This window comes from Granulicella paludicola (genome assembly GCF_025685545.1).
Lineage (GTDB): Bacteria > Acidobacteriota > Terriglobia > Terriglobales > Acidobacteriaceae > Granulicella > Granulicella paludicola.
In genome coordinates this window covers 242,995-265,405 of the sequence record NZ_JAGSYC010000022.1, presented here as the reverse complement: position 1 = coordinate 265,405, position 22,411 = coordinate 242,995, and the positions used below count along the sequence as shown (strand labels likewise).

General features: G+C 60.0%; 20 protein-coding genes. 13 read left to right on the top strand and 7 right to left on the bottom strand.

Annotated features, from left to right (window positions below):
• Positions 1 to 182: 182 nt before the first annotated feature.
• Together OHL14_RS07090 and OHL14_RS07085 are read left to right on the top strand one after the other, a co-directional pair.
• Positions 183 to 3,698 carry an Rne/Rng family ribonuclease gene (locus tag OHL14_RS07090; RefSeq protein ID WP_263378635.1) on the top strand — a complete coding sequence of 1,172 codons (3,516 nt, stop codon included), beginning with the start codon at positions 183 to 185 and terminating at the stop codon, positions 3,696 to 3,698.
• Between the two features lie 62 nt (positions 3,699 to 3,760).
• Positions 3,761 to 5,248 (top strand): SulP family inorganic anion transporter, encoded by a 1,488-nt coding sequence (locus tag OHL14_RS07085; RefSeq protein ID WP_263378634.1) that lies wholly within the window; start codon positions 3,761 to 3,763, stop codon positions 5,246 to 5,248.
• 27 nt (positions 5,249 to 5,275) lie between these two features.
• On the opposite strand, the gene msrA is transcribed toward OHL14_RS07085, so the two are convergent.
• The 4 genes from msrA to trxB form a co-directional block, all read right to left on the bottom strand.
• The gene (gene msrA / locus OHL14_RS07080) at positions 5,276 to 5,950 is read right to left on the bottom strand and encodes a peptide-methionine (S)-S-oxide reductase MsrA (protein WP_263378633.1); all 675 of its coding nucleotides are present in this window, start codon (positions 5,948 to 5,950) and stop codon (positions 5,276 to 5,278) included.
• 168 nt (positions 5,951 to 6,118) lie between these two features.
• A complete protein-coding gene (locus OHL14_RS07075; protein ID WP_263378632.1) occupies positions 6,119 to 6,961 on the bottom strand; it encodes a transporter in 843 nt (280 codons plus the stop codon).
• Between the two features lie 192 nt (positions 6,962 to 7,153).
• A complete protein-coding gene (locus tag OHL14_RS07070; RefSeq protein ID WP_263378631.1) occupies positions 7,154 to 8,080 on the bottom strand; it encodes a hypothetical protein in 927 nt (308 codons plus the stop codon).
• Between the two features lie 45 nt (positions 8,081 to 8,125).
• Positions 8,126 to 9,094, bottom strand: coding sequence for a thioredoxin-disulfide reductase (gene trxB / locus OHL14_RS07065; RefSeq protein ID WP_263378630.1), 969 nt, complete (start codon positions 9,092 to 9,094; stop codon positions 8,126 to 8,128).
• A 65-nt stretch (positions 9,095 to 9,159) separates the two neighbouring features.
• On the opposite strand from trxB, the gene OHL14_RS07060 reads away from it, so the two are divergent.
• From OHL14_RS07060 to OHL14_RS07040, 5 genes are all read left to right on the top strand, one after another.
• Positions 9,160 to 9,360 (top strand): allantoinase, encoded by a 201-nt coding sequence (locus OHL14_RS07060; RefSeq protein WP_263378629.1) that lies wholly within the window; start codon positions 9,160 to 9,162, stop codon positions 9,358 to 9,360.
• Between the two features lie 90 nt (positions 9,361 to 9,450).
• Positions 9,451 to 10,077 (top strand): hypothetical protein, encoded by a 627-nt coding sequence (locus tag OHL14_RS07055; protein WP_263378628.1) that lies wholly within the window; start codon positions 9,451 to 9,453, stop codon positions 10,075 to 10,077.
• Positions 10,064 to 11,782 (top strand): hypothetical protein, encoded by a 1,719-nt coding sequence (locus OHL14_RS07050; protein WP_263378627.1) that lies wholly within the window; start codon positions 10,064 to 10,066, stop codon positions 11,780 to 11,782. Before OHL14_RS07055 ends, OHL14_RS07050 begins: the two co-directional genes overlap by 14 nt.
• Before the next feature lie 5 nt (positions 11,783 to 11,787).
• Positions 11,788 to 11,973: a hypothetical protein gene (locus tag OHL14_RS07045; RefSeq protein WP_263378626.1), complete on the top strand. Its 186-nt coding sequence runs from the start codon at positions 11,788 to 11,790 to the stop codon at positions 11,971 to 11,973.
• Positions 11,974 to 11,996: 23 nt separating this feature from the next.
• Positions 11,997 to 12,350: a hypothetical protein gene (locus OHL14_RS07040; RefSeq protein WP_263378625.1), complete on the top strand. Its 354-nt coding sequence runs from the start codon at positions 11,997 to 11,999 to the stop codon at positions 12,348 to 12,350.
• Positions 12,351 to 12,520: 170 nt separating this feature from the next.
• Here the strand turns inward: OHL14_RS07040 and OHL14_RS07035 are convergent, their stop codons facing one another.
• The 3 genes from OHL14_RS07035 to OHL14_RS07025 form a co-directional block, all read right to left on the bottom strand.
• The gene (locus OHL14_RS07035; protein ID WP_263378624.1) at positions 12,521 to 13,873 is read right to left on the bottom strand and encodes a sugar MFS transporter; all 1,353 of its coding nucleotides are present in this window, start codon (positions 13,871 to 13,873) and stop codon (positions 12,521 to 12,523) included.
• Between the two features lie 155 nt (positions 13,874 to 14,028).
• A complete protein-coding gene (locus OHL14_RS07030; RefSeq protein WP_263378623.1) occupies positions 14,029 to 15,006 on the bottom strand; it encodes an ABC transporter substrate-binding protein in 978 nt (325 codons plus the stop codon).
• A gap of 31 nt (positions 15,007 to 15,037) precedes the next feature.
• Positions 15,038 to 16,309, bottom strand: coding sequence for an amidase (locus OHL14_RS07025; protein ID WP_263378622.1), 1,272 nt, complete (start codon positions 16,307 to 16,309; stop codon positions 15,038 to 15,040).
• A 68-nt stretch (positions 16,310 to 16,377) separates the two neighbouring features.
• Here OHL14_RS07025 and OHL14_RS07020 point away from each other — a divergent pair, with 68 nt between their 5' ends.
• The 6 genes from OHL14_RS07020 to OHL14_RS06995 are packed head-to-tail and all read left to right on the top strand — an operon-like array spanning position 16,378 to position 22,370.
• Positions 16,378 to 16,923, top strand: a complete 546-nt coding sequence (locus tag OHL14_RS07020) for a nucleoside deaminase (protein WP_263378621.1) — start codon at positions 16,378 to 16,380, stop codon at positions 16,921 to 16,923.
• A gap of 54 nt (positions 16,924 to 16,977) precedes the next feature.
• On the top strand, positions 16,978 to 18,348 hold the full coding sequence (locus OHL14_RS07015) for an FAD-binding oxidoreductase (protein WP_263378620.1): 1,371 nt from the start codon (positions 16,978 to 16,980) through the stop codon (positions 18,346 to 18,348).
• Positions 18,345 to 19,139 carry a creatininase family protein gene (locus OHL14_RS07010; protein WP_263378619.1) on the top strand — a complete coding sequence of 265 codons (795 nt, stop codon included), beginning with the start codon at positions 18,345 to 18,347 and terminating at the stop codon, positions 19,137 to 19,139. Before OHL14_RS07015 ends, OHL14_RS07010 begins: the two co-directional genes overlap by 4 nt.
• A gap of 8 nt (positions 19,140 to 19,147) precedes the next feature.
• The gene (locus OHL14_RS07005; RefSeq protein ID WP_263378618.1) at positions 19,148 to 20,836 is read left to right on the top strand and encodes a CocE/NonD family hydrolase; all 1,689 of its coding nucleotides are present in this window, start codon (positions 19,148 to 19,150) and stop codon (positions 20,834 to 20,836) included.
• A 5-nt stretch (positions 20,837 to 20,841) separates the two neighbouring features.
• A complete protein-coding gene (locus tag OHL14_RS07000) occupies positions 20,842 to 21,600 on the top strand; it encodes an ABC transporter ATP-binding protein (RefSeq protein WP_263378617.1) in 759 nt (252 codons plus the stop codon).
• Entirely contained in the window at positions 21,597 to 22,370 is a 774-nt protein-coding gene (locus OHL14_RS06995; protein ID WP_263378616.1) for an ABC transporter permease, read from the top strand. The genes OHL14_RS07000 and OHL14_RS06995 overlap by 4 nt, the downstream gene beginning before the upstream one ends.
• The last annotated feature ends 41 nt before the right edge of the window (positions 22,371 to 22,411 follow it).

The window sequence follows — 22,411 nt, the reverse complement described above, 5'->3', positions numbered from 1 at the left end:
GTTGCGCCTACGTCACGATTTTGGAGCTCTTACCCAGTCACCGTCGCTCAGCATCTGTCCTCACCCAGAGAGGCGGCTGCCTGAGGCAAACGCGATAGCGTCGCACCTCATGCAGCATGATCTTCGCCTGTTCTGCCAGCACGTTTTCGGCCTTTGAGCCGAAACGAGCAGAAAGCAGAGCAATGTCGAAGGAAATTTACATCTCCAGCACGCCGCACGAAACGCGGCTTGCCATCGTTGAAAAAGACGAACTCACAGAGATCTATTACGAGCGCGAAAATGAGTACACACTCGCAGGCTCGATCTACAACGGCCGCGTCACCCGCGTCCTTCCCGGAATGCAGTCCAGCTTCGTAGACATCGGTCTGGAGCGCGATGCTTTCCTTTACATCACAGACTTCATGGAAGAAGCCGGCGAGTCCGCGGACTTCGAAGGTGCGTCGCGCAGCGGCGGCGAAAAGCGTGAAAGCAGCGGCGAAAAGCGCGAGGGTGGCGGAGAGCGCCGCGATCGCAATGACCGCGGCCGTGGACGCCGCGATGAACGTCCCCGCAATGCCCAGGCCGAAGCGACACCGATTGCCGTCCCTGTCGAGGACGAGTTGCTCAGCGCAGATCGCGCTCCTGAAGGCGAAGAGATTGGCGAAGGCGCTCCTGGTGCCGATGGCAGCCGCCGGTGGCGCGGCCGTCGTGGCCGTCGCCGCGGACGGGGTGGCAATCGCGAGGCTGAGGGGGAGACGACCTCGGCAGCGCCCGAGAGTTCAGAGCCTTTCATTGAGCAGGATGATGAATTCGAAGGTCAGTCCTTTGAGGCGCAGGCTTCCGATGAGCAGCCAGCAGAGTCGAACTCTGAGCAGCAAGCTCCTCGTGAGTTCAAGGAACGTAACGACCGTGGCGGGCGCGATCGCGGCCGTGACCGCCGTCGCGGCGGACGCGACAACAGCCGTCACGACGCGATACGCGGGCGCTTTGCGCCGCGTGGTCTGCGCAACGATGCAGAGCCGGTTTCGACTGAGCCATCTGCTCCTGAGCCAGAGCCGTTTATCCTTCCGGGTGAGTCGCTCTCAAAGTATCGCAAGGGCGAGGAGCAGGGATCTGCGGCAGGTTCACAGTCTTCGAATCTTCCTGCGAACGTCATCATCCCCAAGCCTTCGACAGAGTTTGTCCTTGCCGATGCATGGGACGGCGGGGCAGTTCTTCCTGGCGAGACCATCCGCCGCCGCGAGCCCGCGGCCCAGTCGAGCAACGAGCCGCGCAGCGAATCTTCGGACTCGCGTGGCGACTTCGGCCGTGGCCGGGATCGTCGTCGCGACCGTGACCAGCGCCGCGGTCCCCGCAACGAATCCAGCTCGTCGAATGAACAGCCTGTAGCTCACGAGCAGACAGGCCTCTCCGAGCAGCCAATTGCTCATGAAGAGACTCATCACGAGCCGAGCCACGAGGCTCCGCATGAGCCGCACGTGCAGAGCTTTGCTCCCGCCGCGACGCTGTCGCCCGCAGAGGCTGTTCTTCCCGGTGTGACCTCAGGCCATGATACCGACGAGGAGATTCATCCTGTGGATGTCACCCTTCCGGAGGTTTCGGAAGACACCGAGGAAGAAGGCCGCGAGCCCGTTGCTGAGTTCCAGGAAGCTGCCGAGTTTCAGGAGATCGTTACAGAGTACGAGCCGGAGGACGATGCTTCGGCCTCGTTCCGCGTCGACCCGGTAAGCCCGCGCGAGTTCCGCCAGAGCGCTCCGGTCGAAGAGCTTACTGCTGAGACAGAGCACTCCGTTGAGCACCAGGCAGGGTCTGTAGTCGAGGCGCCGCATGAAGAACAAGTCGATGTCGAAGAGCATGCGCACGAGTCCTATACGCCTGAGCCACAGGTAGAGGCGGTCGAATCGAACCAGCCTGCACAGGGTTTCGCGCCGGGCGAAGGTGTCCTCGAGGAGGAGTTGCTCGACGACGAGGACGATGCCTTCATTCCGCTTCATGCCAGTGCCGATCACGATGACATGGAAGAGGAGACGCTGGAGCATGCAGCCGACCTCGGTCGCATGATCCGTGACATGTCCATCGACGAGATCACGGGCGCACAACCCGTCGCTCACGAAGACGAACACGATGAGGAAGACGACTTCGATATCGACGAAGAGGACCTTGAGGAAGACCAGTTTGAGTCAACGGAGGAGGAAGGAGAAGAGGGCGATGAGTTCTCAGGCTCCGATCTGTCCGAGGTAGAAGAAGGCGAGTACGCCGAAGCTGGCGCTACTGAAACCACTGAAGGCGAGCAGCCCGCTGGCGATCGTGCCCCCCGCGAAGGTGGTCGTCGCGGACGTCGCGATGGTCGTCGCGGTGGACGTGACCGCGGCGAACGCAGCAGCTCCAGCACTTCGGATCGCAGCGGCTCTGATCGTAGCGGCGGTGATCGTAGCAGCTCGGGTGGCCGCGACCGCGGTCGTTCCTCCGGTCGTGGCGGCGAGCGTCGCGGACGTCCTTCAGTACAGGCAACGGATCTGCCGGCCATCAGCGATCTGCTGAAGCCCGGGCAGGAGGTGCTCGTTCAGATTGCGAAGGAGCCCATTGCCAAGAAGGGCGCGCGCATCACGAGCCACATTGCGTTGCCGGGCCGCTTCCTGGTGTTTATGCCGACGGTCAGTCATGTGGGCGTCAGCCGTAAGATCGAGTCCGATGGCGAACGTCGCCGCCTGAAGGAGATTTTGCTTTCCGAGCGTGGCGATGCGAGCGGTGGCTTCATCGTGCGTACCGCAGCTTCGGGTGCCAGCGAAGAGGAACTGCGGAGCGATCTACGCTTCCTGCTTAACCTCTGGGCCGACATCAAGACGCGTTCCGAGAGCTCGAAGTCGCCTGCGCTGATCTACCACGATCTCAACCTGATTGAGCGCATCCTGCGCGATCAGGTGACGGACAACTTCTCCGCGATCTGGGTTGATACCGAAGCTGAGTACGAGCGTGTTCTGCGCTTCCTGCAGCGCTTCCAACCGAGCCTCATCCGCCGCGTGAAGCTCTACAGCAAGGATACCCCGCTGTTCGAGCAGTTCGGCATCAACGAAGAGATCAATAAGGCTCTGCGCTCGAAGGTATGGCTGAAGTCCGGTGGATCGATTGTGATCAACCAGACCGAAGCTCTGGTGGCGATCGATATCAACACAGGCAAATTCGTCGGCAAGACGACTAAGCTCGAAGACACCATCGTGAAGACGAACCTCGATGCGATCCCCGAGATCGTTCGCCAGATCCGTCTGCGCGATCTTGGCGGCATCATCATCATCGACTTCATCGACATGGATGAACGCAAGAACCGGAACAAGGTGATGGCTGCGCTTGAGGAAGAGCTCAAGTCGGACCGTGCTCCTTCGAAGGTGCTGCAGTTCAATGACTTTGGTCTCGTCGCGATTACGCGTAAGCGTGTGAAGCAGTCGCTCGAGCGCACGCTTTCGACAACCTGCGGCGTCTGCCAGGGAACGGGTATGGTCAAGTCGCCGGTGACGGTGTGCAACGACATCTACATCGAGATGCGCAAGATGCACAAGCACATGGACAAGGGCGATGTGATGCTTCGCGTTCATCCGGAGGTGGTGAAGCAGCTGAAGTCGAACGGCGGCAAGTGGCTGCAGGAGATGGAAGAGCTCTCGCGCAAGACGATCCTGGTGAAGAGCGATCCCAGCCTTCATCCGGAGCAGTTCGATATCCACTAAAGCAACGAGTAGTGAAAGGCGAAAGGCCACCGATATGGTGGCCTTTTGTTTTACGGGGGAGTATGAAGCTGTTTGAATTTCGGGTTGAGTTGCTGGCCGGATTGACGGCCGCGTTGTCACTGGTGCCGGAGGTGGTGGGGTTTGCGCTGGTGGCGCATGTGAATCCGCTAACGGGGCTGTATGCGGCGTTCATCATCTGCCTGATCGCAGCGATCTGGGGTGGGCGTCCGGGGATGATCTCCGGCGCTGCTGGGTCGATGGCCGTGGTGTCGGCGGGGTTGGTGGTGCAGCACGGGGTGGAGTACCTGTTCGCTACCGTGATCCTGACGGGCGTCCTGCAGATTCTGTTTGCCTGGTTTCGGCTGGGCAAGCTGATCCGCATGGTGCCGCATCCGGTGATGCTGGGGTTTGTGAACGGATTGGCGATCATCATTGCGTCGGCTCAGCTGCAGCACTTTCATATGCGGCTGGCGAATGGTTCTGAGAGCTGGATGGCGCCAACTGCATTGCTGAAGATGCTGGCGCTGGTGGCGGTGACGGTTCTGGTAACGGTGTTGTTGCCGAAGCTGACGAAGGCGTTCCCCTCGGCGCTCGCGGGAATCCTCGCAGCGACGGCTGTTGCGTTTGCCCTCCACATCAGCACGCGCACGGTGGGCGATCTATCGTCGATCCATGGCTCGCTGCCGAGCTTCCATATCCCGCAGGTGCCTTACAGCTTGGCGACGCTGCGGATCATTCTGCCGTACGCGGTGATTCTCGCTGTGATTGGGCTCGTTGAGACACTGCTGACGCTGAACCTCATCGATGAGATAACGGACTCGCGAGGTCGACCGAACCGCGAGTCCATGGCGCAGGGAGCAGGCAATCTTGTCGGCGCGCTCTTTGGCGGCATGGGTGGTTGCGCCATGATCGGGCAGAGCATCATCAATCTGAATGCTGGCGGTCGCAAGCGGCTCTCGGGCATCGCTGCCGGTAGCTTTCTGCTCTCGTTCATTCTTGTTGGATCGAAGCTGATTGAACGTATTCCGCTGGCTGCGTTGGTTGGTGTGATGTTTGTGGTGTCTGCGGAGACGTTCAACTGGAAGAGCCTGCGCAATCTGGCGAAGGTCCCAAAGCACGACACGCTGGTGATGATCGTGGTGACGCTCGTGACGGTGCTCACCAATCTGGCGGTAGCCGTCGTGGCGGGAATCGTCATCGCGGCGCTGGTCTTCGCGTGGGACCATGCGCAGGAGCTCGAGGTAGAGGTGGAGTCAACGCCGGAGCTGAAACGTTACCGGCTGCGTGGGAGCCTCTTCTTCGCGTCTGCGGCGCAGTTTACAAAGTTCTTCACACCGAAGGATGATCCCAACGAGGTCTACCTTGAGTTTGACCACGCCAGGATCATGGATTCGTCCGCGCTGGAGGCGATCGAAGGTCTTGCGGGGCGTTATCGAGTGCTTGGAAAGACCCTGCATATTCGCGGGCTCAGTGAGAACTGCGATCGGTTGCTGCGGCAGAAGGATGGCAAGGTCACGCTGCTTCCGCTGGATGAACGCACCGCTTCTTGAATTGCTGCTGGAAGGCTGGAGTGAGGCCTAACGTGAGCCGTGGTACTCGACGTACAGCTCAGGGTAGTCGGCCTTCAGGGTGGCAATCTTTGGGTGGTCGCAGACCATGATGTAGGGGTTGTTGGGATTCTTCAGGGCGTAGTCCTGATGATAGTCTTCGCCGGGAAAGAAGCCCTTGGAGGGCGTGACCTCGGTGACGATCTTATGCGGCCAGGATCTATCCGCGGTGAGTTGCGAGATGTAGGCTTCGGCGATGCGCTTCTGGTCGGGGGAGTTGTAGAAGATCGCAGAGCGGTACGAGGTGCCCACATCCGGACCTTGGCGGTTGAGCGTGGTGGGGTCGTGCACGGTGAAGAAGACGCGGAGAAGTTGACCGTAGGTGAGCTTAGAGGGATCGTAAACGACCTCGACGGACTCGGCATGACCCGTGGTCTCGGTGGTGACGTCGGCATAGGTGGCGGTGTTCTTCGTGCCGCCCGAGTAACCTGCGGTGGTGTGAATCACACCTTTGACGCGCTGGAAGACGGCTTGCGTGCCCCAGAAGCAGCCACCTGCGAACACTGCCGTGGCCTTGCCCGGAGTGGTCGCGAGAGGAACATCGACCTTGGCTACCGGCAGCGGTCCGTGCGTGGCTTCCTGCGCGTTGCATGCGGTGAGCGAAAGAAGCAGGGCGACGGGGAGGGCGAAGCGAAGAGAACGCATGGTTGAAACCTCAGAGGTCTATGTTGCGGACCTTCTATCAGACGCCGAGACGGCGCTATGGGTTACAACGCTGCGCTGGGCAATTTGGATGGGGTGGATAGAAGCAGGTAGAACTCTCGCGACCGCACATCTCGGGCGCGAGATGTGCGGTCCCAGCGACTCTCTGGGTTAGAAGGCGAAGCGGGAGGTGAAGACCACAGCGTGGTTATAGCTGTGGTAAGTCGAGGTGGCGACCTGGAAGCCGCCGCCGAAGATGAGGGAAAGACGGTCTTTCGGGTCTTTGCGGAACTTGAGCTTGCTGACCATCATGCCGGGCGAAAGGAAGGTTTGGTTCTTTCCATCGTTCGGGCCGAGGTGGTAGTAGTTCGCGTTGACCTCGACTTCGGGATAGAAGATCTTGCCGACCTTGTACTGGGCGGTGGTGTTCCAGGTGACGGTGCGTCCGAGGGTCTTGGTCTCGCTGGTAGGGAGCGTGCCGCCGAGGGTGGACTGCAGCGAGAAGCGGCTACCGAAGCCTTTCGCGCCCATCAGGGTAGGCGTGAGGGTACTGACCGCGGTTCCGTTCTTATAGCTTCCGGTGGGAACGGAGGCGGCGAGTTGGATGGCGGCGGAGTAGCGGTGGCCCTTGTCGTTGCTCTTGAAGGGGCGGTACTTGAGGACCGTGGTGAAGTCGCCGGGGCCGTCGATGGACTTAGGCGTGTTGTGGTGGATAAAAGGCGGCAGGTTGATGTCGAGTTCGACGTTGCGCAGAGGGACGAGGTTCACACCTTTGCTGTTGTCGTAAATAGTGGTGACGGTGCGCGTTGGCGTGTACTCGTGGACGAGGTCAAACCGGAAGAGTTGGACCATCTGCGAGGACGGCGCGATCACCGGGATGGGGAACGAGGGCTGCTGTGCGAGCGTGGAACGCACGCGATCCTGCCAGGCGGAGAAGAAGTTGTTTGACTGGGCGTTTGCTGCGGGGAGGGCTGTTGCGGCGAGGAAGGCAGTGAGAAGAAGCTTATGGTTCATGATGTCTTTCAAAGAGAAAATTTGGGCACGCCCACTCTAGGGAGTCTGGGAGGAGAGACGCATCCATCGAAAGATTGATTTTGAGGTGAGGCGTGCAGGTGGGCTTGGTCTAGAACGGATAGGTCACCGTCCCACTCATACGCGGCGGAGCTAAGTATGAATGGGACGGCCAGATGTAAGGTTTGTCTGCGATCAAGGAGTGACGGAGTTCACGTCGCGGGCGGACATGCGAGCTGCCTTCTCCTGGTGCTTGCGGATATAGTGAGCGGCGATATCGGGGTAGAACTCTCGGATGGAGGAGAAGGCTACGTCGCGCATGACGGAGTAGCCGAACTTTTCGGCGAGGACACCGAAGTCAGTCGAGCCTGCGGGGTAGTAGTTACGCGAGATGACCTGGGTAAGCACCTTGCCGCCGAGGCCCGCGATGTTCGGGGTCTGGCGACCGCCGTACGTCTGGGCGACGCCCTGACGACTGATCACATAGAGTGCGCGAACCACGATGCGATGCCCGTGGCCGAGCGGGTGGTAGCGCGTGTCTTCGTGTAGCAGGCTAGGGAGGAAAAAAGCGGAGAGATAGGTGCCGTCGGTCTTATCTAGGAAGCCGCGCCAGGTGTAGGCGTAGAAACCACCAACACCCTTGCCCAGGGCTGGATGCTCGTTTAGGCCTTCCGCGGTGATCGAGGTGAGTCCCAGAAACATGAACGATGAGTAGTCGAAAGCCTGCCGCGTGGCGACGGTGAAGTTGTACTTCCAGCCGAGTGGGTGGGTCGCCGCGCCTGCAGAGACGGTGCGGTAGTTCGGCATGAAGCCGAGGATTCGCTTGGGCTGCTGCTTTTCAAGCGGGATGGGATTGCCGTTGGCATCCACGGCATCGCCGAGGAGGCTGCTGCGTTTCTTCTGCGGCGCGGTCTGCGGGGTGTCGGTGGACTGCTGGAGATTGAGGTCGAGGTTCTCGTCAAGGACAGAGGAGCTGAAGTCCGGCACAGGGAAGGAGCTTACCGACCCGGCGTCGACTGGCAGAACATAGGGAGAGGTCTCGGCCAAGAGGATTGCAGAGGGAGCGTCGGGTAAAGCTGGTGACAGAGACTGCTGCGCTGCCGCCGCGGTGCTGAGGAGCATCGCGAGCGAGCAGGAGGTAACAAAAGATCGCTTGGTGAAGTTCAGTTAAAGGCCCTTTTCTTCCAGGAATTTTTCGACTTCGAGTGCGGCCATACAGCCGGAGCCAGCAGCGGTAATGGCCTGGCGGTAGCGACGGTCCTGTACATCTCCGCAGGCATAGACGCCGGGTAGGCGCTCTCCCATGAGGGTGACGAAGACGTTCTCGTTAGTCTTGATGTAGTCGTCGGCGTCCAGATCGATCTGTCCCTTGAAGGCGGAGGCGTTCGGGGTGTGGCCGATGCCGAGGAACATGAAGCTGACGGGCAGCGTCCAGCGGTCGCCAGTCTTCTTGTTGTAGAGCTTAAGACCCTTGAGGTCCTTATCTTCGACACCAAGACACTCTTCCACGACGGTGTTGTGCAGGAACTCGATCTGGGGATGCGCCAGGGCGCGCTCGAGCATGATCTTGCTGGCGCGGAAGTTCTCGGTGCGGTTGATGATGGTCACCTTGGTGGCGAAGCGGGTGAGGAAGATGGCTTCTTCCATGGCGGAATCGCCGCCGCCGATCACTGCGATTTCCTTGCCGGAGGCAAAGAAGCCGTCGCAGGTGGCGCAAGAGGAGACGCCGAAGCCGATGAGGGCCTGCTCGGAGGGCAGATTGAGCCACCGGGCCGAGGCGCCGGAGGCGATGATGAGCGTCCGGGTGAGGATGGTCTCCTTCCCGACGGTGAGCTCATAAGGAGACTTGGAGAGGTCGGCGCTGGTGAGATGCGCGAGCTTGAGCTCGGCGCCGAAGCGAACAGCCTGCTTCTTCATGTTCTCGATCAATTCAGGGCCCTGGACGCCCTCGGGCCAGCCGGGGAAGTTTTCGACCAGGGTGGTGATGGAGAGCTGGCCACCGGGCTCATGTCCTTCGAGCACAAGAGGCTTGAGGTTGGAGCGGGCTGCGTAGATGGCGGCCGTGAGGCCGGAGCAGCCGGAGCCAAGAATTACGGTGTCGCGGATTTCTGGAGTTGTGGTGGAGGCGTCGGACATAGTTGATTTGATTGTACCGGGAGGAGAAGGATTCGGAGCAGGGGGTCGCGGAGTACGATGAAGCTATGGCTGATCTGGTTTTGGTGTATGGAATGAGGTTGCTGCCCGCCGATGAGGTGGCAGCTGTGAAGGCAGCGCCGGTAACGCTGAAGAACGGAAACGAGACCCAGGTGACGATGCACATCCTGGAGGGCAGCCGCGAGCAGATTGAGGCGCAGCTGAAGCACAGCGTCGAAGCATTCTTCGACTTTTATCCCGAGATCTAGAGCAACTGAATTTGTAGCTGTGTCCGAGGTTGGGACACAGGAGCACCGATCCTCCCCTGCGACGAAAGAGGCAATGGAGGATCGTTGCGTATGCGTTATGTGGGAATGATGCTAATTCTCGCTGCTGGGGTCGCCGGGGCGCAGGTGCGGCGCGAACCTGTGGCGCTGACGGCCGCTCCTGCTGTCGATGTGAGCGTGGGCGGAGCGCTGCGGAACCTGGCGAGTCGAGCTGGTGTGGTGTTCGTCGGACTGGTGGTGGCTGTCGAGCGCCGCGGCGGCGTGGTAGAGGTCCGCTTCAGCGTGCAGCAGGTGGTGCAGGGGGCTGTGGGCGCGACGTACACGCTGCGGGAGTGGGCTGGACTCTGGGCTGGGGGACAACAGAGGTATGCAGTCGGGCAGCGGGCGATGTGGTTTCTGAACGCTCCGAACGGGGCGGGGCTGAACTCTCCGGTGGATGGAATGGAGGGCGTGGTTCCGTTGGTGCCAATGGGAGCGGACGCGGCTCCGCTGCCGGATGTGCGGCGTTTGGCGACTCGGATACAGAGGGCGGTGGGGCAGCCGATGATGGTGGAGGCGGTGGCGCTTCCGGAGGCGGTGGCAAGCCTAGCGACGGGTAAGGAGCCGGGCGTGCGCGAGCTGCCGGGCGGCTGGAGGCCCATGCCGGTCAAGGTGCAAGGGCAGATGCGTGTGCTGGAGGAGCCTCATGCAGCGCAGTAGCTGGCTGGTGGTGCTTCTGCTAATGACAGCTTTGAGCTGGGCGGGTGGGCCGCGATTTGTGACTGGAACGCAGTATCCGCAGGCGGGGCTGATGATGGCGTTTTATACGCCCCAGGTGACCTATGCGACTGATCCGGGAGGTTTGAGTGTGTATGCGAGTCATGCCCAAGCGGATGCAATGGTCGCTGCCGCTGCCGCGGTATGGAATGTCCCGACGGCGAACCTGACGTTAGGGCAGAGCGGGCAGTTGGCGGAACACGTGAATGGGTCGAACGCCTTCTTTAACGGCACGGAGATTGTGTTTCCGCTGGATGCGCAGGCGACGAATTATCTGAACATTCCCATCGCGGTAATCTATGACACGGATGGTAGCGTAACGGACCTGTTGTTGGGGTCGGGTGCGAGCAGCCCGAGCGGATGCAGGCAGAACGGCGTGACGGAGAGCGTCGATGGTTTTGGAGCAACGGGGACGATTCAACACGCCTTGATCGTGCTGAATGGACGATGTGTGACGAGCGCGCCGCAATCTCTGCTGCAGATGCAGTATCAGACGATGCGGGCTTTTGGTCGCGTGCTGGGACTGGCGTGGTCGCAGCTAAACGACAACGTCTTCACCGGAGCTACGCAGCCGACGGCGCAGCAGATGGCGCACTGGCCGGTCATGCATCCGATCGACGTGGTGTGCGGGCCTTACACCTACCTTTGTGTACCAAACCCTTTTGTGCTGCGGGATGACGATATTTCGACACTGGCCCTGCTGTACCCGGTGACGGCGGCGAACGTGAGCCCAGGTAAAGAGGTTAGTTCTACGGGGGCGGCATTCGTCGAGGGATGGACGTATTTTTCGACAGGCCAAGGGATGGATCTGCTGAACATGACGGTGACCCTGAGCCAGGAGGGCGGCTGGCAGGGCTGGCAGGAGGCTTCGGGGATTACGGGGCAGCTGTTCCAGATTGACGCGGGCAATCCGGTCTCGGGAGCTACGCCATTGCTGCTGAACTCCGGTGTCGAGTGGAACATCTGGAGCGAGTATTACGCGATGGGCCGTGTGCCCATTGCGCCTCCGTTTACGGGATTGTATGTGGTGCCGGAGGCGATCAATCCGCTATATACGGGCAGCTATGCGCTAGGACCGTATGTGCGCACGCCGATGTCGTTGAGCGTGGGACCACCGGCGCAAGTCTCGTCGTTCGCGCAACCCGGCGTGCAGCAGGCGTTCTGGACGCCGATGACGAACGAGCCGGGAACGTGCAACCCGGGCAGCGATGAGACAGAGTTGCTGCCGGTTGCGGTGGATCCCAGTGGCTGGTCGATGGGATTGCTATGTGGGATGGGGCACAGTTCGTGGCTGTCGATGACGGTCCAGCCGGGGCGGACGTGGACGATCGAAACGACTGCATCGGATGAGAGCGGAGACGCCACGGTGCAGAAGGCACAGCCCGTAATCGGGGTGTGGGCAGCGAGCGATCCGACGGGGACGTTGCCGACGGTAGCCAGCCAACCGGTGGCGATGAATGCGATGGCATTAGGAGTGACGCAGCTGCGGATGGCGGCAGCGCCCACGGGGGCGAATGCAACTTATCGGCTGGTGATCGCTGACCAGTATGGCGAAGGGCGACCGGACTTTGGTTATCAGGCGCGGGTGCTGTACGCAGACAGCGTGTCGCCTGCGTTGCTGGGAGCGCGGGCGGGACGATTACGCTGACGGGGATGGGTTTTCGGCTGGGCAACGAGGTGCTGGTGAACGGTGTGCCAGCGAAGGTGACGAGCTGGACAGCGACGAAGATTGTGGCGGTGGCTCCAACACAGAGTGCGGCCCAGGCAGGTGCGGTGGCGGTCGATGTCGAGGTATTGGACACGACGACGGGGGCAGCAGCGATATCGTTGGAGCGTTAACCTACGCGGCGACTGCGATAGTGGTGGGGCCTCCAGCGACGATTTCGGTTGTGAGCGGTGCCGGACAGAGCGTGACGGTGGGGACTGCTCTGTCTGCGGTGGTCTTGCAGGTGAGCGATGCGGGTGGAAATGCTGTAAGTGGAGCCACTGTGACGGTGTTTCAGACGGACTATGCCTGGGAGGGTGTCTGCACGGCTGTGGGGCCTTGTGCTGCGGCTCCGGTGCTGAAGGCTCAGCAGGTGACGATGACGGCGGACGCAAACGGGCAAGTGTCGGTTGCGCCAATGGTAGTGCCGGGGCAGCCACAGCTGGTGGAGATCGCGGCGGCGAGTGGAGCGACGGGGTTTGTGAGTGTTGGAGTTGTGGTGAGGCCTTGAACATGCGTTCGCTGCCATGCGGAATGTAACGCAGAGAGTCCGCTGAGTGGGAGTGCAGATTTTGTTTACCCAAGAGATGTCGGAATCGAAGGAGCCGTGACTAAGAGTTTAGGTAGAGCGACGAAGGCCGCTCATGTGAGCGGCCTTCGTCGTCTTAGGTTGCGGTCTGATTACTCGACCATGTGTGGAGCGTCCACAGCGGAAGGGCGGCTGATGGCCGCGATGCCGAAGGACGCGATGTACACGTAGCAGATGGCCGGGATGAAGAAGGAAGGCTGCAAACCGATGTGATCGGCGATGATGCCCTGGATCTTGGGCACGATCGCGCCGCCGAGGATGGCTGCGATCAGGATGCTGGAGCCCTTGCTGGTGAGCGGGCCAAGATCCTGGATCCCGAGGGTGAAGATTGATGGGAACATGATGGAGTTGCAGAAGCCAACGGCGAGGAGTGCGCCCATGGCGACGTGTCCCGTGGTGAAGAGCGACAGCACGACCAGAAGGAAGGCTCCGATCGCAGCGGCACTAAGAACAGGACCCGTGCGGAGCTTCTGGAGCACTGCTGATCCGATGAAGCGACCGACCATGGCGCCGCCCCAATAGACCATGAGGAAGTACCCGGCGGTGGATTCAGGCAGGGCCGCGATCTTCGGCAGGCCCATGTAGTTGATGAGCAGGTTGCCGATGGAGACCTCCGCGCCAACGTAGCAGAAGATACCGAGCGCGCCGAAGATCACCCACTTGTGGCTCCAGATGCTCTTGGGCTTTTCCAGAGCCTCGGCGAAGGCACCGGGGCGGAAGTCCTGGGTCAGGTCGGTGTGGCCTGTCTGCGGCTTGAGTTTGATGGCAGCCAGCGCAAGAGCGAGCAGCACCAACGCGACGGTAATGATGAGGTACGGAGCCTGGACGGTGGAAGCCTGGACGACGCGGTAGCTCTGGCGCTGGACGTCGGACATGGCCAGTAGCTGCGCTGTGGAGGCGGGAGCCTGTGCGTTGCGCAGGATCAGATACGTGCCGATGAACGGCGCGATGAAGGTCCCGAAGGAGTTGACTGCCTGCGCGAGGTTGAGGCGGCTGGCTGCGGTGGCGGCGGGTCCGATGACGGTCACGTAGGGGTTAATCGCCACCTGCACGATAGTCATGCCAGCGGCGAGGATGACAAGTGCCGTGAGGAACAGCGGGAAGAGTGCGAGGTGAGCCGCGGGAAGGAACCCGACCGCTCCGGCAGCCATAACGAGCAGGCCGGTGACCATGGACTTCTTGTAGCCGACGCGCTCGACGAGCTTGCCACCCGGGTAACTGAAGACAAAATACGAGGAGAAGAAGAAGAAGGGGATGGCCTGGGTTTCGGAGTAGTTCAGGCCGAAGATAGATTTGAGGTGCGGGCTGACGACATCGTTGAGGCACGTGAGGAAACCGACCATGAAGAAGAGGGCGGTAGCGACGCTCATGGCGCGCATGTCGGTTTTGATCTGCCCGTCGGCTAGATAGCCGGGTGCACTTACATTGCGGGTGGGGACGGCCAAGTGAAGCTCCTTCGTGAAATCGGTACGACTGCCAGCAGCTGGGGCTGGAACGGTATCTGCACTATTTAGAGTACCTGCACCGCGCTCGTTTTGGCGTGCACACTAGTCGAGTTTCCATAGGGAATTATTGATTTTCAATCCAGCGTCGCCTTCGCTTACTTGAGGAACTGGGTCGTGTAGCCGCTGGTAGGGTCGAGGGGCTGCTGGATCACGCCGAGGTCTCGAAGCTGCTGGGCAGTCGTCTGCCAGCGGGCGGGATCGAATTGGCCTATCTGGACGCCGGAAGCATCGTCTCCCGTGATGAAGTTTCCGGATTTGAGGGTCTTATAGCTATAGTCGGTCCAGTCGGCGGACATGGCAGGGTTCAACTTTTCGATCTCGGCGTTGGTGGCGGCGGGATCGCGGAGGTACTCCTTCCAGCCGCGGATCGAGGCGCGCACGAACTTCGCCACGATATCCGGATGCTGCTTCGCATAGACCGTAGAGGTGTAAAAGACGCGATAGGGATCGTAACCAGCATCTCGGTTGAGAAGCATGCGGGCCGGGGCGCCACCCTTGCCAGCAAAATATGGTTCAGAGGTCAGGAAGCCCTGCTGGATGTAGCTGGGGTCCTGAATGAAGTTGGCGACGGAGAAGGTCGCGGGAACCTCATGCACGTTCGTGAGGTGGAACTTGTGAACGAGGAACTCCCACCAGGTAGAGCCGGGCTTGACGGCAATGGTGTGGCCGTTGAGATCGGTCCAGGTACGGATGGGAGAGTTGGCGTGCAGCAGGATGCCCTGGGGGTCGTGCTGCATGGTGGCACCCACGGCAAGAAGTGGCTCGTGCGCGTTGGCGATGGCCTCCAGAATGTGGTCTGAGGAGTTCATCGCGAACTGGATCTTGCCGCTCGCTACGAGTGGATCGCCGGAGATGTACGGGCCGCCGGGGATGATCTCGACGTCAAGACCCTCCTGCTTGTAATAGCCCTTGAGTTGTGCGGTGTAGAAGCCGCCGTGCTCGGGCTGCGGATACCAATCGGTCTGTAGGGATACATGCGTGAGGCCGTTGGTATCGGTTGGCCTGCGGCAGCCGGAGGCCGCGAGAAGGCTAAGAGCGATCGTCGAGAGGCAGAAGGCGCGGCGAAGGATCATGCTTGCAGCGTACATGAAAAGACGCTCTCCATTATGCATTGGCAAGTGTTGCGCTGAGAGCCAAGAGTGTGGCGTCCCCGTTCATCGGAGCGACGAGCTGGAGGCCCCCTGGCAGAGTGACGACAGGCAGACCGCAAAGGCTGATGGGCGTGGTGTAGCGGAGGATTCGGGCGCGGGCTTCGCTCTGATCATCAGAGGCGAAGAGCGCAGGGATAGGGGAGCACGGGAGCAGGAGATAGTCGAAGTGCTCGAACAGAGCGTTGGTGGCGGTGCGAAAGATGTCCAGTCGGGCGCGAAGGGACGTGAGTTCATCTGCGGTGATGGACTCGCCCCAGAAGAGGCGCTCGGCAATCGGCGCTTCAAAGTGGGTGAAGTTACCGCGATGGAGCGTTGCGGCTTCGCTGGCTTGTATGGGCGCGAAGATCGACATTGCGTCGTTCCAGAATGCAGCATCGAAGCGGGAGAGCGCGACGTGCTGTTGAGCGAGCTTCGACTGCCAGCGATTGAGGGTATCAAGGATCGTGGGGGCGCAGTCGTGCAGGAAACTGGCACTGGGGATACCGACGGTCAGGCCGGCAAGCTCCGGTGCGGGTGCAAAGGGGAGATCGAAGAGCGCATGGCCGAGGAGTGCGCCGTCGGCGAGATCACGGTAGAGCCACCCGAGGGTGTCGAAAGATGGCGCGAGATGAGCGCCACCGCGCCAGAGCTCAGGTGTGTTGAGCGATAGGGAGGAGCGGTAGCCACTGAGGCCGCAGAGAGCAGCAGGGACGCGGATGGAACCGCCGGTATCAGTGCCGATGGCTGCTAGCGCAGAACCTTCCTGAATGCTGGCGGCGGCCCCGCTGGACGAGCCGCCCGTGAGCTGTGAGGGCGCATTGGGCTGCATACAGTCGCCGAAGTCGGCGTTCTGTCCGGTGATGCCGTAGGCGAGCTGATGCAGGTGCGTCTTACCGGTGATGATCGCACCTGCTGTGCGAAGCCTGGCTGCGACGGCTGAGTCTTCGGAGGCGATGCCTTTGTGGTCGCGGTAGAAGGCTGAGCCGCAGGACGACGTGAAACCCGCGAGGTCGAAGCAGTCCTTAAGCGAGACCGGGATGCCCCAGAGTGGTTGCGTCGCCAAGTTATCGCGGTCCAGTCGTTCGGCTTCGCCGCGAGACCAAGCTGCGTTTTGTGTGACATAGACGTTATGAGAGATGTTTGTATTGGAGTGTAGGAGCGCGCTCTCCAGCTCTGCGATAGGGCTGCTTTGATGGTCAAGGTATCGCTGGCGGAGCGACTGGAGCGGCGAGCTGGATGTGGACATGCGCAGATTGTAACGGCGGATAGCGTGTCTCTTGAGAAAGAATTCGCGGGAATAAGAGAGGTGCCAGCATGCTAAGTTCGAATATGACCATCGCTACAAAAAAGCCTTTGCGCGGACCTTCACTGGATGCTGAGCGGATGCGTGCGCTTGCCGCATGGACAGCGAAGACGCTGGATACAGACAAACCTATTCCTTTTGGTGCGGAGATTGTGAACACAAGATCTGGCGAACGGTTAATGCGAGCGCACAATGCGGTGGCAAAGGAGTTCGATCCCAGCTCGCACGCCGAGGTGCGAACAGTGCGACTGGCGTGCAAGAAGCTGAAGAGCCTTTCGCTCAGAGGCTACACGATGTACACCACCTGCGAACCGTGTCCGATGTGTATGGCAAACGCGCTGTGGGCTGGACTGGACCGCGTGGTGTATGGCGCGACGATTGCAGACGCGAACCGGTTCTGCCGACAGATACAGATTGCGGCGAAAGAAGTCGCAGAACGCAGTGACATGCGGTGCAAGGTGGTGGGGCCGATAGAGCAGGCGCTGTGCCTTACACTGTTCACACACCCCAACATGCAACGAGCCTTCCGCACCTGGAGTACCCGCAGAAAAAAATAGTTTGTCAGGCTTGGCTTAAGGCTGCACCGAGTGCGTGTTTGCGCAGGAGTTTCGATGAGCGATCTAGCAGCAGGACTGGGACAGATATTAGGCGATGCGTCGCGGGTGCTGACGCAGCCGCAGGTATTGGAGCGCCTATCTCGGGATTTTTATTGGTATTCGCCGATATTGAAGCCACTGCTGGATGACAAGCGCGCCGATGTTGTGGTGCAGCCCGTGAGCGTGCATGAGATTTGTGCGGTAATGCGCTACTGCTATGCACAGGGTGTTCCGGTCACGGTGCGGGGCGCGGGTACAGGCAACTACGGGCAGGCGATTCCGTTGAACGGAGGCGTGGTGCTCGATCTGCAGCGCCTGGACCGGATCGAGTCAATCGAAGAAGATGGTGTCGCGGTGTGCGAGCCGGGTGTAAAGCTGGGCGTGCTGGAGACGACAGCGCGAGAGCAGGGCTGGGAGCTGCGCTGTTATCCCTCAACGGTTGCGAAGGCCTCGCTGGGCGGTTTCCTTGGTGGCGGATCAGGTGGTGTGGGCTCGGTGAAGCATGGCGGTCTGCGCGACTTTGAAACGGTCCGCGCGATCGAGGTGGTCACGATGGAGGCGGAACCTCGCGTGGTGAAGCATGAGAGCAAGGCCGTCCATGAGATTCTGCATTCGTGGGGGACGAATGGTGTGATCACCAAGATTTGGTTTACGCTGACTCCCGCTATCGCGTGGGCGCAGGTGGCGCTCACGTTCAAGAGCTTCGATGCAGCCTTTGATTTCAGTGAGCAGATTGCGAAGAGCAGCGAGTGGGACAAGCGGCTGGTGACGGTCTTCGAGTGGCCGCTGCCAAAGTTCTTCGCTCCGGTGAAACAGCTGGCTCGCGAAGGCGAGGCGCAGGTATTTCTGCTGATTGCCGAGGTGCAACGCGAGGCGTTGCAGAAGGCAGCCGTGAAGGCCGGCGCGACCGTGACACTTGCTGAACCGTATGAAGGTTTGAAGACGCAGCCGTTGCTTTCAGACTATACGTGGAACCACACGACACTCTGGGCGATGAAGGCGGATGCGGAGTACACGTATCTGCAGTGCGGCTTCCATACAAATACGGCACGGGAGCAGTTTGGACTGCTGAAGTCGAAATATGGGGAAGACTTTCTGCTGCACATCGAGTGGATGAAGAACGGAGAAAGCGTGGTATTTCCCGCGGCGATTCCAGTCGTGCGATTCAGCACGGAGGAGCGGCTGAACGAGATGATTGCGTACTGCCGTGAGATCGGTGTGGGTGTTGCGAATCCACATGTAAACCATGTCGAAGGTGGCGGGCGGTATCGTGAGGACAATGTACAGCTAATGGCGAAGTACAAGTACGACGCCAAAGGACTCATGAATCCGGGCAAGATGGCGAGCTTTGTGAAGCGTGAAACCCAGGAGGCGCAATCGATATGAAGACCTGGATTCCTGACTCGCGGAAGTTCGCTTACCTTAACTGGAAGCAGGTGGAAGCGCTGCCGAAAGACAAGACGATGCTGGTACTGCCGACCGCTGCGATTGAACAGCACGGCCATCATCTGCCGCTGGCGACCGATACATTGATCGGTAATCTTTTGCTTGGACGGGCGTTGCAACTGCTGCCTGCGGACGTACATATCTACGCGCTGGAGTCGGTGTGCTACGGCAAGAGTAATGAGCACCTTGGGTTTCCAGGCACGATGACACTGTCGGCCTCGACGTACATGGCCGTGCTCCGTGACATCGGAGCGAGCGTTGCGGCGGCGGGGATCAAAAAACTGGTGCTGTACAACACGCATGGCGGGAATACTTCGCTTAATGATGTGATGGCTCGCGACCTGCGCGCGGAGTTTGGCCTGCGCACGTTTCATATGAGTGGCGGCGCTGGCGCGAAGCTGGAGGGTATAGCTCCGCAGGAGGCCAAGTATGGCTTTCATGCAGGTGAAGTCGAAACGGCGTGGCTGCTGGCGGCAACTCCTGAGCTGGTGGACACGAACGCTTATACCAGCAACTACATTGCGCATGTCGAGGATGCGAATGTGCTTTCGCCGGAGAATGGCGCAGTGAACTTTGCATGGTTGACGCGCGATATCGCGCCGAGCGGTGTATTGGGTGACCCGACGGCTGCGACTGCGCATAACGGTGAGCGCTGGATCGCGGCGTGCGCCGAGAAAGCCGCCGCTGCGTTGATGGCGGCTTATGAGTATGAGAACCATTACAAGCCTTAGGGGTCGAGATGGCGGAGCGGTTGGTAGATGTTGGCGACGGAGTGAAGCTGGAGCGCGGCGTTCCGTGGCGATTGTCGGATGGTACGGTGTTACGTTCGGACCACTACTATCCTGCGGGGGACGGGCCGTGGCCTACGTTGTTGTTGCGTCAGCCGTATGGGCGCGATATCGCGTCAACAGTGGTGTATGCGCATCCGGTGTGGTTTGCGCGGCGCGGTTACAACGTTGTGATTCAGGACGTGCGTGGGCGTGGTGGATCGGAAGGCGAGTTTTATCCGTTCCGCAACGAAGGCCGCGATGGTGCGGAGACGATTGCGTGGCTGCGGACGAGGCCAGAATCTAATGGCCGTGTGGGCATGTATGGGTTTTCTTACCAGGGGGCTGCGCAATTGTTAGCTGCGGCAGAGCAGCCGGAAGGTCTGCAGTGTATCGCCCCAGCAATGACCGCATGCGATTTTTATGCAGGGTGGTTTTATCACAACGGCGCGTTGCGGCTGGCGTCTTCGCAGGGGTGGGGCCTGCAGATGCTGAAGGAAGATGCGGTTCGTCGTGGTCTGCATCAGGCTCGTGAGCGGCTCGGTGCAGCATGGGCTAATCTGCGAGCGCAGACTGGGTATATGCCGTATGGGGAGCATCCTGCGATCGTGGATCCGGAACTTCCTTCGTATGTGCGCGACTGGTTTGCGCATGATACGCCTTGCGACTACTGGAGTGGGATGGATGTGAGCAAGCGGGCTGCGAAGATCGCGGTACCTGCGTTGCATGTTTCGGGTTGGTATGACACGTATCTCGAAGGCAGTGTGCGCGGGTTCGAGCTGCTGCGGCGAGAGGCTCAGTCAAAAGAACACCAGTATTTGCTGGCCGGTCCATGGGTGCATATTCCCTGGGGTGATCGTGTTGGTGAGAGCGATCTTGGTGCCGGAGCGTTGTTGAACACCGATGAGTTTCTGCTGAGCTGGTTCGATCATTGGCTGAAGGATGCAGGCACGTTCACTGATGAGCCGAAGGTGCGGCACTTCGCTATGGGTGTGAACCAGTGGATGACTGCGGATGATTGGGAAGGTTCGGCGAGGGAGACGCTGTATCTGCATAGCGGAGGCCGAGCAGAATCGCGCAAAGGCGACGGGTTTTTGAGCTTGAAAAGCCCGGAAAAGGAGTCGGCAGATATCTTCAGCTACGACCCGGAAGTCCCGGTGATGTCTCCTGGTGGTCCGATGGGAGTGAGCGGGCCGACCGATCAGGCGGCGCTGGAGATGGGCAATAACCTGCTGGTGTATACCAGCGAGTCTCTAAGTGAAGCGACTCATGTCTTTGGCGCGCCTGCTGTGCGTATTTATGTTGCAACTTCAGCGAGCCAGGCAGATCTTGTTGCGAAGCTGGTGCGTGTTTTGCCGAGTGGCCGAGCGGAGTTTGTGTGCATTGGCATTGCAAGATCGGCGCTCTTGTTTGGCGATGCCTATAAGGCGGAGACAACTCAGCTCTGGGAGTTCTCGCTGGAACCTACATCGACGGTGTTTGCCGCGGGAGAAAAGATTCGTCTGGAAGTAGCGGGCTCCGCGTTCCCACTCTACGATCGCAATCCGTCCAATGCGACGAAGCCGAAAGAGATGACGCCCTGGAACTGGGGACGTTCGACGCATATGGTGTTCCACGACATGGCGCGACCTTCTGCGCTAGTCTTGCCGGTGATCTCATGACAAGTGTGCCTGAAGTGCTTCTGACGGGCGTGAGCAAACGCTTTTCTACGGATGAGGTGCCGGTGCTTCAGGGAGTCGATCTATCGATTGAGCGCGGGGAGTTTGTCTCCATCATCGGGCCCTCAGGCTGCGGGAAGTCGACACTGCTCAAGCTGGTCGCCGGCCTCTCGTTGCCCTCGGATGGCGAAATCGCAGTGAACGGGATACTGCCGAAGAATGCACGGCAGCTGGTGTCGTTCGTGTTTCAAGATGCAACTCTGCTGCCGTGGCGCACGGTGGAGCGAAATGTAGCGCTATCGTTGGAACTTGAAGGGCGCACACGCGAAGAGACTGCGACGACTGTTCAGAAGCTGCTTGAGCTGGTGGGGCTGTCGAAAGTAGGCAAAAGCTATCCGCGGCAGCTGTCTGGCGGCATGAAGATGCGTGTGTCGATCGCGCGAGCATTGGCGACGAGACCTCGACTGCTGTTGATGGATGAGCCGTTCGCGGCACTCGATGAAATGACGCGCGATCGTATGAATGAAGAGCTGCTTCGATTACGGCAAGAACAAAACTGGACGGTTGTGTTTGTGACGCACTCGGTTGCGGAGGCGGTATTTCTGTCGTCGCGGATCATCGTGCTGGCTCCTCATCCAGGTCGAATTGCGCACGACATCGTGGTCGATCTCCCGTTCCCAAGAACTGCGGAGATGCGTGAGAGCGAAGAGTTCGATGTGCTGGTGAATCGTACGTCGAAGTTGTTGAGGGAGGCGCACCGCGTATGAAGAGCAAGGGTATCTTTGCCGCAGCGAGCCTTGCTGTGTTTGCTTGCGCTCTGCTGCTTTGGCGTTTGGCGATCCTGGCATTCGGAATCGCGCCTTTCATGTTGCCCACACCTATGTCTGTGGGAAGGGCAATCCTGCTGCACCTACCGGATCTCTGGTCGGCGACGGTTGTCTCTGCCGAGGCGGCCGTCGGTGGCCTTATCGCAAGCATCGTTGTGGGTGTCTTAATCGCATTGATCTTTGCTCGGTTGGATTGGGTGAGAAAACTTGTATTCCCCTACACCGTGATGCTGCAGACGGTGCCGATCGTAGCGGTGGCACCGTTGATTATCGTATGGTTTGGGCCAGGGATGCTGTCGGTTGGAGTGATCTCATTCATCATCTGTCTGGCACCGATCATTGCGAATACCACGCAGGGGTTGGTGAGCGTGGATGAGAACCTGGTGCAACTTTTCCTGATGCACAACGCGAGCCAGGGACAGATCGTGCGACGGTTGCGATTGCCTCATGCGTTGCCGCATTTCTTTTTGGGCGCGCGCATTGCCAGCGGAATCGCCGTGATCGGCGCTATCACCGGAGAACTCTTTGCTGGATCCGGTCAGGTTGGGCATGGGGGAATCGGATACTCGATACTGTACGCGCAGACGCAGGCACAGATTGATCTGTTGTTTGCGTATGTGATCGCGGCGACTGCGTTGGGGTTTTCAATGCTGTTCACTGTGATGTTCTTCGAATGGCTCATGCTGCACAAGTGGCATGAATCGGCATGATTTGTCGGTCTGAAACGTGTCTGTTCAGCTAAGAGAGACCC